This is a genomic window from Agrobacterium sp. 16-2014-1-2a, assembly GCF_053522705.1.
In genome coordinates, this window is record NZ_JBNWBX010000001.1 from 1,708,000 (window position 1) to 1,724,262 (window position 16,263).

Consider the following 16,263-nt stretch of genomic DNA (forward strand, 5'->3'; position numbering starts at 1 on the left):
CTCACCCCTTTGCCAAGCGCTGGTAGATGCGGACGATCGCCGGCCGGTACATATATTCGAGCGCGCCGGCAAACAGGATAACCAGACCCTGGATGACGACGATCATCTCACGGGTAATATTCGGCATCTCGAAAGAGAGGTCTGCACCACCCTGATAGAGAATGCCGAACAGCAGCGCCGAAAACAGGATGCCGAGCGGGTGGCTTCGCCCCATCAGCGACACGGCGATGCCGACGAAACCCGCACCGCCGACAAATTCCACCTGCAAACGGGCGGACGCGCCCATGACCGGGTTCAGCGCCATCATACCTGCCAGACCGCCGGAAATGAGCATGGCGATGATGACGGTGCGCGCATAGGGAATGCCGGCATAGACGGCGGCCGAGGGGCTGACGCCGAGCGTGCGCATCTCATAACCGAGCTTGGTGCGCCAGATCAGCACCCAGACGAGAAAACACATAACCAGTGCGATGATGAAGGAGACGTTGAACGGCGCCGGCCCGAGCTTCAGGCCGAACAGCGCCATCAGCCAGTCGAGCTTCGGCAATTGCCCACCTGGCAGAAAGGTGCGCGTTTCCGGCGCCATCTTGCCCGGCACGATCAGCACGTTCACCAGCAGATAGACCATCAACGCCGCAGCGATGAAGTTGAACATGATGGTGGTTATGACGACGTGGCTACCGCGTTTTGCCTGCAGCCATGCCGGAATAAACGCCCAGGCCGCGCCGAAAACCGCAGCGCCGATGATGGCGAAGGGCATCGTCACATACCACGGCACATAACGGTCGAGCGCCAGCGCCACCAGCGCCGCGCCCAGTCCGCCAATATAGGCCTGGCCTTCAGAACCGATGTTGAACAGACCGGCATGGAAGGCGACCGCCACAGAGAGGCCGGTGAAGATGAAACTCGTCGTATAAAACAGCGTGAAGCCGATGGCATCGCCACGACCTAACGCACCTTCGATGAGCAGGCGAAGCGCCGCGAGCGGATTTTCACCGATCGACCAGACGACGAGGCCGGAAATCAGAAATGCGGTAACTACATTTAAAAACGGCAGGAGGCCGTAGGTGATCCAGTTTGGCAGGGGTACGGAAGCGGTGCTCATTCATGCCTCATGCGGCGATGCCGGCCATCATCAGGCCCAGCGTCTGTTCTTCGGCTTCCGCCGTTTTTTCTCCAACGACACGCCCGGCGAACATGACCATGATCCGGTCCGAAAGGGAACGGATTTCATCGAGTTCGACCGAAACCAGCAAGATCGCCTTGCCGGCATCGCGCATTTCGATGATGCGGCGATGGATGAATTCGATGGCGCCGATATCCACACCGCGGGTCGGCTGGCCGATGATCAGCATCTTGGGGTCACGCTCGATTTCGCGGGCAACGACGATCTTCTGCTGGTTGCCGCCGGAAAAATTGGCGGTCTTCAGCTGCGGGTTCGGCGGGCGAATATCGTATTTCTCGATCTTTTCGACCGCATCCTTGCGGATGGCCTCGGGGTTGAGGAAAGGGCCTTTGCCGTATCGCTCGTCATGGTGATAGCCGAGGATGGAATTTTCATATTCCTCGAATTTCAGCACCAGCCCCATATGGTGCCGGTCTTCCGGAATATGTGCGAGACCGAGTTCGCGCAGAATGGACGGATCGGGCCGATCAACCTTCTGCCCGGCCACCCATATCTCGCCCGAGTAAGGCTTGCGGATGCCTGCGATCGCTTCGAGGAGCTCAGACTGGCCATTGCCGGCCACACCGGCGATGCCGACGATTTCACCGGCGCGGACATCCAGCGAGACATCGTCGACCATGGTGACGCCGCGGCTGTCCTTGACGGTCAGATTACGGATGGAAAGGAGAACCTCGCCCGGCGTCGTCTCGCCTTTTTCCACCCGTAGCAGCACGCGACGGCCGACCATCAGTTCGGCCAGTTCCTCAACGCTGGTTTCGGAGGTTTTGCGGGTCGCCACCATTTCGCCGCGGCGCATGACGGAGACGGAATCCGTGATCGCCATGATCTCGCGCAGCTTGTGGGTGATGAGGATGACGGTTTTGCCCTGCTCACGCAGGACACCGAGGATCTTGAAAAGATGATCGGCTTCCGCAGGCGTGAGAACGCCGGTCGGCTCATCGAGGATCAGGATTTCGGCGCCACGATACATGGCTTTCAGGATTTCGACGCGCTGTTGCAGGCCGACCGGCAGTTCCTCGATCACAGCATCCGGATCGACTTCCAGCCCGTAGTCGTCTTCAAGGCGCTTCAACTCCTTGCGCGCAGCCGCCCTGCCCTTGGCAAGCGATGCGCCGCCTTCCGCGCCCAGCATGACGTTTTCCAGCACGGTGAAATTTTCCACCAGCATGAAATGCTGATGGACCATGCCGATGCCAGCACTGATCGCAGCCTGGCTGTCGCGGATCGATACCGGCGCGCCGTTTACCCGGATTTCACCGGCATCAGCCTGGTAAAAACCGTAGAGGATCGACATCAGGGTCGATTTTCCGGCACCGTTTTCCCCGATGATGCCGTGGATCGTACCCTTGGCAACGGTCAGGTTGATATTCTTATTGGCGTGAACGGCACCGAATTTTTTATCGATGCCCACGAGTTCGATTGCTGGGTCCATACTCAAACCGAAACCTCTCCGAAGGCTGGATATGAAAAGGGCGCAAGGTGAAAAATCACCATGCGCCCCAGACACATATCATATCATTTCGGGCAGGAATTGTCCGCCATATAGTCATGAACCTTGATGGTGCCGGCAATGATGTCGGCCTTCGCCTTGTCCACGGCGGCGGTCATTTCCGGCGTGATCAGGGCCTTGTTGTTGTCATCGAGAGCATAGGCAACGCCGTCTTCCTTGACGCCGAGAGCAACGATGCCGGGGGTGAACTTGTCGTCCTTGGCATCCTTGTAGGCGTTGTAGACAGCCAGATCGACGCGCTTGACCATCGAGGTCAGAACCGAGCCGGGGTGCAGGTGGTTCTGGTTGGAATCGACGCCGATCGAGAATTTCTTGTTGTCGGCAGCGGTCTGCAACACGCCGATACCGGTCGCACCGGCTGCCGCGTAGATCACGTCAGCGCCCTGGTCGATCTGGTTCTTGGTCAGTTCGCCACCGCGCACCGGATCATTCCAAGCCGCACCCGTGGTGCCGGTCATGTTCTGGAAGACTTCGATCTTGTCGTTGGCAGCCTTGGCGCCCTGCGCATAACCACAGGCGAATTTACGGATAAGCGGAATATCCATGCCGCCGATGAAGCCGACCTTACCGGTCTTGGAGGCCATGCCTGCCAGAAGACCGACGAGATAAGAGCCTTCGTGCTCCTTGTAGACGACCGAGCGGACATTCGGCAGTTCGACGACGGAATCGACGATGACGAACTTGGTGTCAGGGAATTCGGCTGCAACCTTTTCCATGGCCGACGTCCAGGCGAAGGACACGGCAACAACCGGGTTAAAGCCCTTGCTGGCGAAGTTGCGGATAGCCTGCTCGCCCTGCGTATCGCTGGTCGGTTCAAAATCGCGGAACTCGATGCCCGTTTCTGCCTTGAACTTCTCAGCGCCAGCCGCGGCGGCTTCGTTGAACGACTTGTCGAACTTGCCGCCCGTACCATAAACCAATGCCGGCTTGATATCGGCAGCAAGCGCGGAAGCCGACATGGCGGCGAGCGCAAAAAGCGTCAGAAGGGATTTTTTCATTGTGCAGCCCTGTTGTTGCAATTGATATTTTAAGGGTCCTCCCGCAAACCCGTTGACCGGGAATGTCTGCGGAACCGCCAGCCGTTATCCCGGCTGTGCTTGGCTCATATCCTTGCATGGCTCAATGAAAAATTCATCCGGTTTTTTTGACCCGGTGGAAAAACTTTATTCTGGCGTTTTTTTGGTCTTTCCACCTGGGCAACGTGCAAAAAATCTAGTCGATATTGCAGCTTACGCCGGTTCCCCTGAGCCCGCAGTAGCCGCCCGGATTCTTGGCAAGATATTGCTGGTGATAGTCTTCCGCGTAATAAAATGTTTCAAGCGGTCCAATTTCGGTGGTGATGGCGCGGCCATGCCCCGCCTCGTCCAAAGCCTGCTGAAAAGCGTCGTGCGCCTTCTGCGCCTGCTGCAACTGGCCTTCGGTATTGGCATAGATGGCGGAACGATAGGTCGTGCCGACGTCGTTGCCCTGCCTCATCCCTTGCGTCGGATCATGCTCCTCGAAGAATATCTTAAGCAGGCCTGACAGCAAGATGACGGCCGGATCGTAGACGACCTTGACCACTTCGGCGTGGCCCGTCTGGCCCGTCGTCGTCTCCTGATAGGTGGGATTGCGGGTAAAACCGCCGGCATAACCCACCGCCGTCACCCACACACCCGGTGTCTGCCAGAACAGGCGCTCCGCACCCCAGAAGCAACCCATACCCAGATAGATGATTTCCAAACCATCGGGATAAGGCCCCTTCAAGGGCCGGCCATTGACGAAATGGGTCTCGGGCACGGCAAGCGCCTCTTCACGGCCGGGCAAAGCCGTCTCTTCGGTCGGCATCGTCGTCTTTTTTGAAAGCGTATCGAACAGGAACATTCGGTCCTCCGTGCGGCCGATTATGCCGCTTCTCAGGGTTCACATCTGCGGGGCGCGCGCGCTGTCAGTTGATAAATTCAGACTGACGAACGCCTCATCACTTTGCGCTTCCTGTAACCGGCCATCCAGCAAAGCAGGGATAGCGCGAGGAAAAAAGCAAATGCCGGCAGTCCCGACAGGGCATTTTCAATGAAGCGCCACGCTTCAGGGTGAATATAGTGAGCCAAGGCCGTTTCCACCATGGTGCGCGAGGCAGGAAGAAGATAGTCCCAGACGGACAGGATGCCGGTGATATTGACCGAGGATGTGGAAACCGAGCGGATCGAATCGAGTACGCCAAGAAAAACAGCTGCAATGAGAAGAAGAAAGCTCAAAAACCGCAAAAAAGCTTTCATCAGGATACCTCGGTTGCGGCCCGTCGTTTCGACAGCCATGTTTTGAAAGATATATTGCATCGATAAAGGCGGGAAAACCGGTTTGCAATCGCATCGGAAGGCAGGAAATTGCCGACAATTCAAAAAACTGTCAGATTCGTGTTGATCCCAGCGAATTCATCGGTATATATCGCGCCGTTCCAGTGATTTGCATTCCTCAAAACATGCAGATTTGAAAAAAGGACAGGTGGCCGAGTGGTTTAAGGCGCACGCCTGGAACGCGTGTGTGCGTGAAAGCGTACCGTGGGTTCGAATCCCACCCTGTCCGCCATTTCACCTCACCTCAATGACTTTATAAACGCGCCTCCGCATCGCCATGACCGTGGCAGTCAAAGTCACGTTTTTGCCCTTCTGCATGCCTTGATGGCTATGCTTCTGCACTGACAGGGGTTTCATCCGCTTTTTTGCAGCGCTTCACCCTCTCTTGCGCCTTGCAGCAGGAAAAATCGCTCCTTATATACGCCGCATAACAGCAGCGAATACTGCAAATCCAAGTCAAGGAGTTGTCCATGGAATGCCTCACGGGGTTCCGACAGCTCGCTTCAAGGAGAGAAGAGCATGGCAAAAGTAATCGGTATCGACCTTGGCACAACCAATTCCTGCGTTGCAGTGATGGACGGCAAGGACACGAAAGTTATTGAAAACGCGGAAGGCGCGCGCACTACGCCATCCATGGTGGCATTTTCCGACGATGGCGAACGCCTTGTCGGCCAGCCGGCTAAGCGCCAGGCGGTCACCAACCCGACCAACACTCTGTTTGCGGTCAAGCGCCTCATCGGTCGCCGTTATGAAGACCCGACCGTCGAAAAGGACAAGGCTCTCGTTCCCTTTGAAATCGTCAAGGGCGACAATGGCGACGCATGGGTGAAGGCTCAGGACAAGAACTATTCCCCTTCGCAGATTTCCGCGATGATCCTTCAGAAGATGAAGGAAACGGCTGAATCCTATCTCGGCGAAAAGGTCGAGAAGGCCGTCATCACCGTTCCGGCATACTTCAACGACGCCCAGCGCCAGGCAACCAAGGATGCCGGCCGCATCGCCGGTCTGGACGTCCTGCGCATCATCAACGAGCCGACCGCGGCAGCCCTCGCTTACGGCCTCGACAAGAAGGACGGCAAGACCATCGCCGTTTACGACCTTGGCGGCGGCACCTTCGATATTTCCGTTCTGGAAATCGGCGACGGCGTTTTCGAAGTGAAGTCCACCAACGGCGATACCTTCCTCGGCGGTGAAGACTTCGACATGCGTCTGGTCGAATATCTGGCCGGCGAGTTCAAGAAGGATCAGGGCATCGACCTGAAGAACGACAAGCTCGCTCTGCAGCGCCTCAAGGAAGCTGCCGAAAAGGCCAAGATCGAACTTTCGTCCTCGCAGCAGACCGAAATCAACCTGCCGTTCATCACGGCTGATGCTTCCGGTCCGAAGCACCTGACGCTGAAGCTGACCCGCGCCAAGTTCGAAAGCCTGGTGGACGATCTGGTGCAGCGCACCGTCGCCCCTTGCAAGGCTGCCCTCAAGGATGCCGGCGTTACCGCTGCCGAGATCGATGAAGTCGTTCTCGTTGGTGGCATGAGCCGCATGCCGAAGGTACAGGAAGTCGTCAAGCAGCTGTTCGGCAAGGAGCCGCACAAGGGCGTGAACCCTGATGAAGTGGTTGCCATGGGCGCCGCCATTCAGGCCGGCGTTCTGCAGGGTGACGTCAAGGACGTTCTGCTTCTCGACGTGACGCCGCTGTCGCTCGGCATCGAAACGCTGGGTGGCGTCTTCACTCGTCTGATCGATCGCAACACGACGATCCCGACGAAGAAGAGCCAGACCTTCTCGACCGCCGAAGACAGCCAGTCGGCCGTGACGATCCGTGTCTCGCAGGGCGAGCGCGAAATGGCACAGGATAACAAGCTGCTCGGCCAGTTCGACCTCGTCGGCCTGCCGCCGGCACCCCGCGGCGTTCCGCAGATCGAAGTGACCTTCGATATCGACGCCAACGGCATCGTGCAGGTTTCGGCGAAAGACAAGGGCACCGGCAAGGAACAGCAGATCCGTATCCAGGCTTCCGGTGGTCTTTCCGACGCCGACATCGAGAAGATGGTCAAGGACGCTGAAGCCAATGCCGAAGCCGACAAGAAGCGTCGTGCGGGTGTCGAAGCCAAGAACCAGGCCGAAAGCCTCGTTCACTCCACCGAGAAATCGGTGAAGGAATATGGCGACAAGGTTTCCGAAACCGACCGCAAGGCCATCGAAGACGCCATTGCCAGCCTGAAGACGGCCGTTGAGGCTTCCGAGCCGGATGCCGACGACATTCAGGCAAAGACCCAGACCCTCATGGAAGTTTCCATGAAGCTCGGTCAGGCCATCTACGAAGCGCAGCAGGCTGAAGCAGGCGCTAACGGAGAAGGCGGCAAGGACGACGTCGTCGACGCCGACTATGAGGAAATCAAGGACGACAAGAAGTCCGCATAATCGCGTGACTTCCCGTCTCCTGTCGATACATGCAAGACATCCGGCTGCCGAAGTGCAGCCGGAAATCCATTTGCGAGGCTTGTTATCTTAATGGCGAAAGCAGACTTTTACGAAACACTCGGCGTCAGCAAGACCGCGGACGAAAAAGAGCTGAAAAGCGCCTTCCGCAAACTCGCGATGAAATACCATCCGGACAAGAACCCGGATGATGCTGATTCCGAACGGAAGTTCAAGGAAATCAACGAAGCCTATGAAACGCTGAAGGACCCGCAAAAACGCGCGGCCTATGACCGTTTTGGCCACGCCGCCTTTGAAAATGGCGGCATGGGCGGCGGTGGTATGGGCGGCGGCGGTTTCGCCAATGGCGGCTTCTCGGATATCTTCGAAGACATCTTCGGCGAGATGATGGGCGGCGGACGCGCACGCCGCTCTTCCGGCGGTCGCGAGCGCGGCGCCGACCTTCGCTACAACATGGAAATCACGCTGGAAGAAGCCTTTGCCGGCAAGACGGCGCAGATCAGGGTTCCAACCTCGATAACCTGCGATGTCTGTTCCGGTTCCGGCGCAAAACCCGGCACGCAACCCAAAACCTGCGGCACTTGTCAGGGTTCCGGCCGCGTGCGCGCAGCCCAGGGCTTCTTCTCGGTAGAACGCACCTGCCCCACCTGCCACGGGCGCGGACAGACGATTTCCGATCCGTGCAGCAAGTGCCACGGCCAGGGCCGCGTGACGGAAGAGCGTTCGCTTTCGGTCAACATTCCCTCGGGTATCGAGGATGGCACCCGCATTCGCCTGCAGGGCGAAGGCGAAGCCGGCATGCGTGGCGGCCCGGCGGGCGATCTCTACATCTTCCTGTCCGTGCGTCCCCATGAGTTCTTCCAGCGCGACGGCGCCGATCTCTATTGCACCGTGCCGATATCCATGACGACGGCCGCTCTTGGCGGCACCTTCGATGTCACGACGCTCGACGGCACGAAGTCTCGCGTCACGGTTCCGGAAGGCACCCAGCCAGGCAAGCAGTTCCGCCTGAAGGGCAAGGGCATGCCGGTGCTGCGTTCGGCGCAGACTGGCGATCTCTACATCCAGATCCAGATCGAGACACCGCAGAAGCTCAGCAAGCGCCAGCGCGAGCTGTTGCAGGAGTTCGAGCAACTCTCGTCCCAAGAGAATAATCCGGAATCGAGCGGCTTCTTTGCCCGGATGAAGGAATTCTTCGACGGCTGATCTGCGGCCGTTACCCACCAAAAAAAAGCGCCGCCGTCTTTCGGGACTGGCGGCGTTTTTCGTTCGTATCAGCCAGTAAAACCGCCCGCATCAAGATATTGCCGTTCCTCCGGCGTCGTTTCCCGCAGCAATATGTCGTTGCGATGCGGAAAGCGGCCAAAACGCGCGACGATATCGCGATGCTCTTCGGCATGGTGGAGATAAAGCCCGCCAAGCGGCCGGTTGAGCGTGCAGGCACGCTCCTGATCCTCGATGCTTTCCGAATGGGAAAAGGGCAGATAGAAAAAGACCCGCAAATCCTCGGTCACCGCCTGATCGTGGCCGCGACGGATGGCCTCGCTGGCGAACATGCGTGCCAGCGGATCGGTCGCATACATATGCGCTGTCTCGCGAAAGCAGTTACGCGGGAACTGATCCAGCAGAAGCATCAGCGCGAGGCTGCTTTCCGCACCGTCCAGCCAGCCATCCAATTCGCGCCTTGCAGCGGCAAAATGGGCATCGCGGAAACGGTCATGAAAGTGATCGTCGAAGGCGGCGTCTTTGTCGAACCATTTGTCCGGTCCTGCCTTCTTCCAGAAATCCACAATTTCGGCGGCAAGTGCGGCTGTATCGCTCCTCATCGGGTCTCCCTCATCAATAATGCGGCGGCCGGGTGATTGCGGGTGCGTCCAGCGACTGCTCCTCAAGGCTCAGGAACCTTTCCGTCAACCGGTCGAGCTTGGCGCGGGTCTGTTCCACCACCTTCCACTGTTCCGTCAGCTGGTCGGACAGTTCCTCTATAGTCTTGGCCTGATGCGCGATCGTTTCCTCAAGCGCAATGATCCGTTTTTCGGTTTCCGACGTCATATCGACCTCTCTTTCCCGCCCTTCCTTGGCCCTAAAAAGCTTCAAGTCAACCATATGCCGCTTCGGTGAACCGGATTCCTCACAGCGATCCCATCAACGCAGAAACGCCGGCGAGATTTCCATCACCGGCGTTCCGAATATTTCGAGACCTGCTCAGTCTTCTTCTACGAAAACCTCTTCGCGCTTTTTCTTCACGCTGGGCAGGAAGACGATGATCAGCACGGCCAGAGCAATAAACAGCAGGGTAGCGCTGATCGGTCGGGTGAAGAAGGTCGTCGGATCGCCACGTGACAGGATCATGGCGCGTCGCAGGTTTTCCTCCAGCAGCGGCCCAAGCACGAAGCCCAGCAGCAGCGGCGCCGGCTCGCAGCGCAGCTTCACGAGCACATAACCAATGAAGCCGAAGAAGGCGACGGCGTAGAGATCGAAGACGTTGGAATTGACGCTGTAAACCCCGATGGCGCAGAAGGCCATGATGATGGGGAAAAGCACGTAATAAGGCACCGTCAGCAGCTTCACCCAAAGCCCGATCAGGGGCAGGTTGAGGATGACGAGCATCAGATTGCCAATCCACATCGAGGCGATGATGCCCCAGAACAGCGCCGGCTGCTCGGTCGCAACGTTCGGGCCGGGCACGATGCCCTGAATGATCATCGCACCGATCATCAGCGCCATCACCGGGTTTGCGGGAATGCCGAGCGTCAGAAGCGGGATGAACGAGGTCTGGGCACCGGCATTATTGGCGGATTCCGGACCGGCAACACCGGCGACCGCACCGTGTCCAAACTCCTCAGGATGCTTGGAGACGCGTTTTTCGACGGTGTAGGATGCGAAGGCAGCGAGAATTGCACCGCCGCCCGGCAGGATGCCGAGTGCCGAACCGATGACCGTACCGCGCAGCACCGGGCCAACCATGGCCTTGAAGTCTTCCTTCGACGGCATCAGGCTGCTGACCTTGGCGATCAGCACCGAGCGCGTGCGCTCGTTTTCGAGATTGCGCAGGATTTCGGCGATACCGAATACACCCACCGCCACCGCAACGAAATTCAGCCCATCGGCATATTCACGGATGCCGAGAGTGAAGCGCGGCGCGCCGCTGTAGATATCCGTACCGACCAGACCAAGCAGCAGGCCAAGCACGACCATGGCCAGCGCCTTGACGATGGAACCATGGGCAAGCGCGATGGATGAGACAAGGCCGACGACCATCAGCGAGAAATATTCCGCCGCGCCGAATTCCAGCGCAATCGCCGTCAAAGGCGGTGCAAAGACTGCCACGAGAAAGGTGGAAACCGTGCCGGCGAAAAACGAGCCGATGGCGGCAATCGCAAGTGCGGCACCCGCCTTGCCCTTGCGCGCCATCTGGTAGCCGTCAATGGCGGTAACGGCGGATGAGGATTCCCCCGGCATGTTGATGAGGATCGCCGTGGTGGAGCCGCCATATTGCGCGCCGTAATAGATGCCTGCGAGCATGATGAGCGATGAGACGGGCTCAAGCTGAAAGGTGATAGGCAACAGCATGGCGATGGTTGCGGTTGCGCCGATGCCCGGCAGCACGCCAATCAGCGTGCCGAGCAGCACGCCAATCAGGCAGAAAAACAGGTTTGCCAGCGACGTGGCCGTGACGAAACCGAGAGCAAGATTATCAAGCAATTCCATTGCGGCACCTCAAAATTTAAGCCAGGGGCCGAAGCGCTGGAATGGCAGGCCGAGACCATAATTGAACACAGCAACGGAAAAGACCGTGATGGCGGCGGAAATAATGACGGCCATGAGCGGGCTCATCTTGTGCGAGGCGAAGGCTGCGATAAGGGCGCTGAAAAAAAGCGCCGGTACGAAACCAAGCCCCCGGACCGTGAAACCGAAAAAGATCGGCGCGGGCAGGATGAAAAAAATCCCCCGCCAGGCGATTGCACCGAGGGCATCGCCCTGCACACGGGTGGCGCGAATGAATATTACCGCGCCAAGCAGGATCAGCACGATTGCCAGAACAAGCGGAAAATAACCCGGCCCCATGCGGAAGGCGGTTCCGATATCCAGCCCGAAAGACTGCAACGCGAAAAAAGCGCCAAAACCGATGAAAATTGCCCCACAGGCTGCCTCGGCAGGGTCAATGAAAAACGACTTCATGAAAGATGCCCCTCCACTGCGGCCGGCCACACACCGTTCCGCGCGTTAAATTGACGGCAAGAAGCCGGCGGCAGGGTGCCGCCGGCAATTGCTTCAACCATCAGTCGGCATATTGGCCGGCGCCCTCGATCACAGGCTTCCAGCGGGCGATTTCGCTTTCAAGCTTGGTCTTGAGCGCTGCGGGCGTCGCATCGGCTTCCGGGGAAGGCGTGGTGCCGAGTTCGGCAAAACGGGCCGCCACGTTCTTGTCCTTCAGCGCGACCTGCAGCGACTTGGAGAGCTTTTCGTTGATCTCGGCCGGTGTACCCTTCGGCGTGTAGATACCGTGCCAGATACCCACCTCAAGCTTCGGCAGGCCCGATTCGGCAACTGTCGGTACGTCCGGCAGCACGTCGAGCCGTTTGGCCGAGGTTACGGCATAGGCTTTGACGGTCCCGCCCTGGATTTGCTTGGTGGTGTTGGTAGTCTGGTCGCACATGATATCGACCTGTCCGCCGAGCAGGTCGGTCATGGCCGGGCCTGTGCCCTTGTAGGGAACAGTGACCAGCGGTGTCTCGATCGCGCTCATGAACAACATGCCGCACAGATGCGAAGCAGCACCGATGCCGGCATTGGCAACGGTGACCTTGTCCTTATTCGCCTTGGCGTAGTCGATCAGACCCTTGAGATCCTTGGTCTCGAGCGTCTTGCGCGACAGAATGGTCATCGGCACTTCCGTGACCAGACCGACATATTCGAAAGCGTTCAGGGTATCATAGGCGAGCTTGCGATAAAGCGTGGCGCTCGTCGCCATGCCGATGTGATGCAGCAGAACGGTGTAACCGTCCGGATCCGACGCCGCCACGCGGCCAGCGCCCAGCGTGCCACCAGCGCCGCCGACATTTTCGACGATGATCTGCTGGCCGAGATCCTTCGACATGGATTCAGCGACAAGACGCGCGACCGTATCTGTCGGGCCACCGGCGGCAAAGGGCACGACCATGGTGATGTTGCGCTCGGGGTAGTTCTGAGCGGATGCAGAAAGCGCAAAAAGGGAAACGGCAGCGGCGGCAGCAAGGCCGGTAACTGTCTTCAGTATTTTCATCGATTCCTCCCGGATGAAAATGTTCGCCACTTCAGCCGCGCATGCTCCTCCATGGCGACCGGGGTGAGCCATTTGCGATCCGGGATTGCCGTTCAGCAACGGCGGTCTTGCGGCAAGGCGCGCTTTTATCGCCATCATGGGCAGCAATGGGTGGATTTCTACCCATACGGGCTCATCCATGGGTGGAAATCCACCCATCACACTTCGGTCATGTGCCGGTGCAGCTCGTATTTCTGCATTTTTTCGTAAAGCGTTTTGCGTGAAATGCCGAGGCTCTCATAGACGGATTTCAGATTTCCGCCGTGGGCGGCGATCGCGCGCGCAATAAGGCTTTTTTCATAAGCGGCGACCCTTGCGGCAAGCGCCGCCTTGCCATCGCCCTCAAACGGCAGCGAGGTTTCGGAGACATCGCTTTCCAGACCGAGAACGAAACGGTCCGCCGCATTACGCAATTCCCGGACATTGCCCGGCCACTCACGCAGGGAAATGACTGAGAGTAGATGCTGCGGAACGTCCATATCTTCCCGACCGTAACGGGCAGCAGCCTCCCGCACCAGATGCAGGAAAAGCAGCGGTATGTCGGCACTGCGCTGCGAGAGGGACGGCACGAGAATCGTCGCCACGTTCAGGCGGTAAAGAAGATCGGCACGGAACCGCCCTGCCGCGACTTCCTGCTCCAGATCGACCTTGCTGGTGGCGATGAAGCGGACGTCGAGCTCGACTGTTTCATTGGAGCCAAGACGGGTGATCACCCGTTCCTGCAAGACGCGCAGGAACCGGCCCTGCAATTCAAAGGGCATGGAGCCGATCTCGTCCAGCAATATGGTGCCGCCGCGGGCATGCTCGAACTTGCCGTAGCGCGGGCGCAGCGCGCCGGGAAAAGCGCCAGCCTCGTGGCCGAACAGCTCGCTTTCGATCAGCGTTTGCGGAAGGGCGGCACAATTGATGGCGACAAAGGGCCGGTTGGCTCTGGCGCTGATATCGTGAAGTGCGCGCGCCACCACTTCCTTGCCCGCACCGGTATCGCCGACAATGAGCGTATCGGCATCCGTCGCACCGATGGCGCGAATGCGGTAACGCAGATCGACCATGACCTGGGTTCTGCCGGGCAGACGCGTTTCGAGATCGTCATGCTTGCCCGCCACCGCCTTCAGGCGGCGGTTTTCCAGCACCAGTGCCCGCCGGTCGTTGGCTCTTTTTATGATGCCGGCGAGATATTGCGGGGTGAAGGGCTTTTCGATGAAGTCATAAGCACCGTTGCGCATGGCATTGACGGCAAGCTGCACATCGCCATGGCCCGTCATCAGGATGACAGGTATTTCCGGGTCAAGCTCCCGCACCTTCTGCAGCAGCGTCATGCCATCCATGCCGGGCATCCTGATATCGCTGACCACGACGCCATCGAAGCTGTAGCCGATGAGTTCAAGCGCATGTTCGGCGCTTGCCAGCATGGTGACCGCAAAACCGGAAAGTTCCAGCGCCTGCGCGGTGGAAAAGCGCAGTTCCTCCTCGTCATCAATCAACAGAACCCGCGACATGGTCATTCCGCCGCCACCTCCACACGATAGGCTGCTGCCGGTAATTCGATCTCGAATTCCGCGCCGCCGTCTTCATGGTTTCTGACACGCAGCTGGCCGCCAAAATCCTTGATGATGTTGTAGGTGATGGAAAGGCCGAGACCCAGGCCACGCCCCACGCCCTTGGTGGTGAAGAAGGGATCGAAGATGCGCTCCGAAATCGCCGGAGGAACGCCCGGACCTCGGTCACGAATGAAAATCGACACCGTCTGACCGTGCAGCACGGCTTTCAAAGCGATGCGACGATCCTCGCGCCCTTCCACCGCGTCGGCGGCATTGGAGATGATGTTGACCAGCACCTGCTGCAGCCGCACCGGCCCGGCCTTCACCGCAAGCGGCACCGGACCAAGATCAACATCCAGCACCGCATCGGCGGCCTTCAGCCGTGCTCCAACAATTTCCAGCGTATCGCGAAGGACAGCATCGAGCGCGACCGCAGCCATTTTCTCATTGGGTTTGCGGGCAAAATTTCTCAGATGCCTGCTGATAGAAGCCATGCGATCGATAAGGCCCGAAATACGCCTGAGGTTTTCCGTCACCTCTTCTAGACGTCCACGTTCCACGAGAAGAGAGGCGTTTTCCGCATAATTCTTGGCGGCTGCGAGCGGCTGGTTGAACTCGTGCGAAAGTGCTGCCGACATTTGTCCGAGCGCTGCAAGCTTGCCCGCCTGAACCAGGTCATTCTGCATCTTGCGCAATTGTTTCTCCGTCTGGCGACGCTCGGCGATTTCGTGTTCGATCTCACGGTTCACCCGCGCCAGATCGGCTGTGCGCTCCTCCACACGCCGCTCCAGCTCCGCCTGAGCCTCGGCCTGGTGCGTCAGGCGTTCGCGCACGCGCCGCCGTCTTTGCAGCATGGCGGCGACCACGGCAGCCGCAAGACACAGGCAGAGGATGATCGCGATCATCGCCGTCTTGACCTGCGTCCTGAGTGAGCCGGTATCCATCAGCACGCTGACCGTCCAGCCCGCGTCGGGCATCGGCTGCGACAAGACGAGATATTCCCTGTCACCGTCGTTCTGGCTGATCGTCATCAACTGATGAGAGCCGAAATTGCCGTTTTTCAGCGGCAGTTCCTTCAGGTCGGCATTGGCGTAACGCCGGGATGCAGCCGTGCGCGCAAGCCTTTCCGGTGTCAGCGGCATCAGGCCGGAATAAAGCCACTGCGGCGTTCCGGTCATGAAGATGATGCCTTCCGGGTCCGATACGAGAATGCGGTTTTCACCATCGCCGAACGACGCCTCTATGCCTTCAATATCGACCTTGAAGACGATGACGCCCTTTATCTCCTCGTTGAAGAGAATAGGCGCGGAAAAATAATAACCGCGCTTGTGGGAGGTGGTGCCTAGCGCAAAGAAACGCGACGGGAAGCCCTTGGCGGCATCCTGAAAATAGGGACGGTAGCTGAAATTCTCACCGACGAAGCTCGTGGGTCCATCATAGTTACTGGCGGCGATGGTCACTCCGTCCAGCGTGATGATGTAGATGTCGGAGGATTCCAGCAATGTATTGATGGATTTGAGATAGATATTGGCGCGCTGGCGCATCGCCTCATCCTGCGGATGCGCGACAAGCTCCTCAATGTCGTCGTGATCGGCGATCAGGGCGGGCAGCGGCTCGAAACGGCTCAAAAGCCCGCCAAGAGCCGAGACGGCCAGCCTGAGGGTGGTGCGGCCCTGATCGGAGACTTCGCCGAAATAGCTTTCCGCAATGATGCCGCTGCCCTTGGTCACGGCGCCGTAACCGAGGCCGAGGCTGAGCAGCGTCAATAAAATCCAGCGATATTTCACCGAAGCGCCCCTCCCCGTTGCAGGCACCAGACCTGCTCTCCCGAACAGAGTGTAGGAGGAGTGATCGGATTTTCCAAGTAACCGAAAAAAGCAGCTAAACGGCCCAAAAACAAAAAACCGGCCACGAGGGCCGGTTTTCCGTAAAGATTATTTCAGAAA

The 16,263-nt window shown here is 58.6% G+C and carries 14 protein-coding genes and 1 tRNA gene; 3 read left to right on the forward strand and 12 right to left on the reverse strand.

The window, feature by feature from the left end; translation table 11 throughout:
- Position 1: 1 nt before the first annotated feature.
- The 5 genes from ACQZ45_RS08540 to ACQZ45_RS08560 all read right to left on the reverse strand — a co-directional run bounded on the left by ACQZ45_RS08540 (position 2) and on the right by ACQZ45_RS08560 (position 4,954).
- Complete coding sequence (locus ACQZ45_RS08540) at positions 2-1,105, reverse strand: ABC transporter permease (protein WP_003514397.1); 1,104 nt, start codon at positions 1,103-1,105, stop codon at positions 2-4.
- Positions 1,106-1,112: 7 nt separating this feature from the next.
- Complete coding sequence (locus ACQZ45_RS08545; protein WP_003514394.1) at positions 1,113-2,618, reverse strand: ABC transporter ATP-binding protein; 1,506 nt, start codon at positions 2,616-2,618, stop codon at positions 1,113-1,115.
- Positions 2,619-2,701: 83 nt separating this feature from the next.
- Entirely contained in the window at positions 2,702-3,694 is a 993-nt protein-coding gene (locus tag ACQZ45_RS08550; protein ID WP_003514392.1) for a BMP family lipoprotein, read from the reverse strand.
- A 214-nt stretch (positions 3,695-3,908) separates the two neighbouring features.
- Positions 3,909-4,559, reverse strand: coding sequence for a peptide-methionine (S)-S-oxide reductase MsrA (gene msrA / locus ACQZ45_RS08555; protein WP_113291283.1), 651 nt, complete (start codon positions 4,557-4,559; stop codon positions 3,909-3,911).
- Positions 4,560-4,636: 77 nt separating this feature from the next.
- Entirely contained in the window at positions 4,637-4,954 is a 318-nt protein-coding gene (locus ACQZ45_RS08560; protein ID WP_065688473.1) for a hypothetical protein, read from the reverse strand.
- A gap of 220 nt (positions 4,955-5,174) precedes the next feature.
- Between ACQZ45_RS08560 and ACQZ45_RS08565 the strand changes: the two genes are divergently transcribed.
- From ACQZ45_RS08565 to dnaJ, 3 genes are all read left to right on the forward strand, one after another.
- Positions 5,175-5,264 (forward strand) — tRNA-Ser (locus tag ACQZ45_RS08565).
- Between the two features lie 287 nt (positions 5,265-5,551).
- A complete protein-coding gene (dnaK, locus tag ACQZ45_RS08570) occupies positions 5,552-7,453 on the forward strand; it encodes a molecular chaperone DnaK (protein WP_003514373.1) in 1,902 nt (633 codons plus the stop codon).
- Between the two features lie 90 nt (positions 7,454-7,543).
- Positions 7,544-8,677, forward strand: a complete 1,134-nt coding sequence (gene dnaJ, locus ACQZ45_RS08575; RefSeq protein WP_113291284.1) for a molecular chaperone DnaJ — start codon at positions 7,544-7,546, stop codon at positions 8,675-8,677.
- Positions 8,678-8,745: 68 nt separating this feature from the next.
- On the opposite strand, the gene ACQZ45_RS08580 is transcribed toward dnaJ, so the two are convergent.
- The 7 genes from ACQZ45_RS08580 to ACQZ45_RS08610 all read right to left on the reverse strand — a co-directional run bounded on the left by ACQZ45_RS08580 (position 8,746) and on the right by ACQZ45_RS08610 (position 16,104).
- Positions 8,746-9,297: a DUF924 family protein gene (locus ACQZ45_RS08580; RefSeq protein ID WP_111790068.1), complete on the reverse strand. Its 552-nt coding sequence runs from the start codon at positions 9,295-9,297 to the stop codon at positions 8,746-8,748.
- Positions 9,298-9,310: 13 nt separating this feature from the next.
- The gene (locus tag ACQZ45_RS08585) at positions 9,311-9,523 is read right to left on the reverse strand and encodes a SlyX family protein (protein WP_013635242.1); all 213 of its coding nucleotides are present in this window, start codon (positions 9,521-9,523) and stop codon (positions 9,311-9,313) included.
- Positions 9,524-9,676: 153 nt separating this feature from the next.
- Positions 9,677-11,182 carry a tripartite tricarboxylate transporter permease gene (locus tag ACQZ45_RS08590; RefSeq protein WP_080799875.1) on the reverse strand — a complete coding sequence of 502 codons (1,506 nt, stop codon included), beginning with the start codon at positions 11,180-11,182 and terminating at the stop codon, positions 9,677-9,679.
- A 9-nt stretch (positions 11,183-11,191) separates the two neighbouring features.
- Positions 11,192-11,653 carry a tripartite tricarboxylate transporter TctB family protein gene (locus tag ACQZ45_RS08595; RefSeq protein ID WP_013635240.1) on the reverse strand — a complete coding sequence of 154 codons (462 nt, stop codon included), beginning with the start codon at positions 11,651-11,653 and terminating at the stop codon, positions 11,192-11,194.
- A 100-nt stretch (positions 11,654-11,753) separates the two neighbouring features.
- The gene (locus ACQZ45_RS08600) at positions 11,754-12,737 is read right to left on the reverse strand and encodes a tripartite tricarboxylate transporter substrate-binding protein (protein ID WP_026330668.1); all 984 of its coding nucleotides are present in this window, start codon (positions 12,735-12,737) and stop codon (positions 11,754-11,756) included.
- Between the two features lie 197 nt (positions 12,738-12,934).
- Positions 12,935-14,281, reverse strand: coding sequence for a sigma-54-dependent transcriptional regulator (locus tag ACQZ45_RS08605; protein WP_003514350.1), 1,347 nt, complete (start codon positions 14,279-14,281; stop codon positions 12,935-12,937).
- On the reverse strand, positions 14,278-16,104 hold the full coding sequence (locus tag ACQZ45_RS08610) for a sensor histidine kinase (protein ID WP_019564552.1): 1,827 nt from the start codon (positions 16,102-16,104) through the stop codon (positions 14,278-14,280). Before ACQZ45_RS08610 ends, ACQZ45_RS08605 begins: the two co-directional genes overlap by 4 nt.
- Between the last annotated feature and the right edge of the window lie 159 nt (positions 16,105-16,263).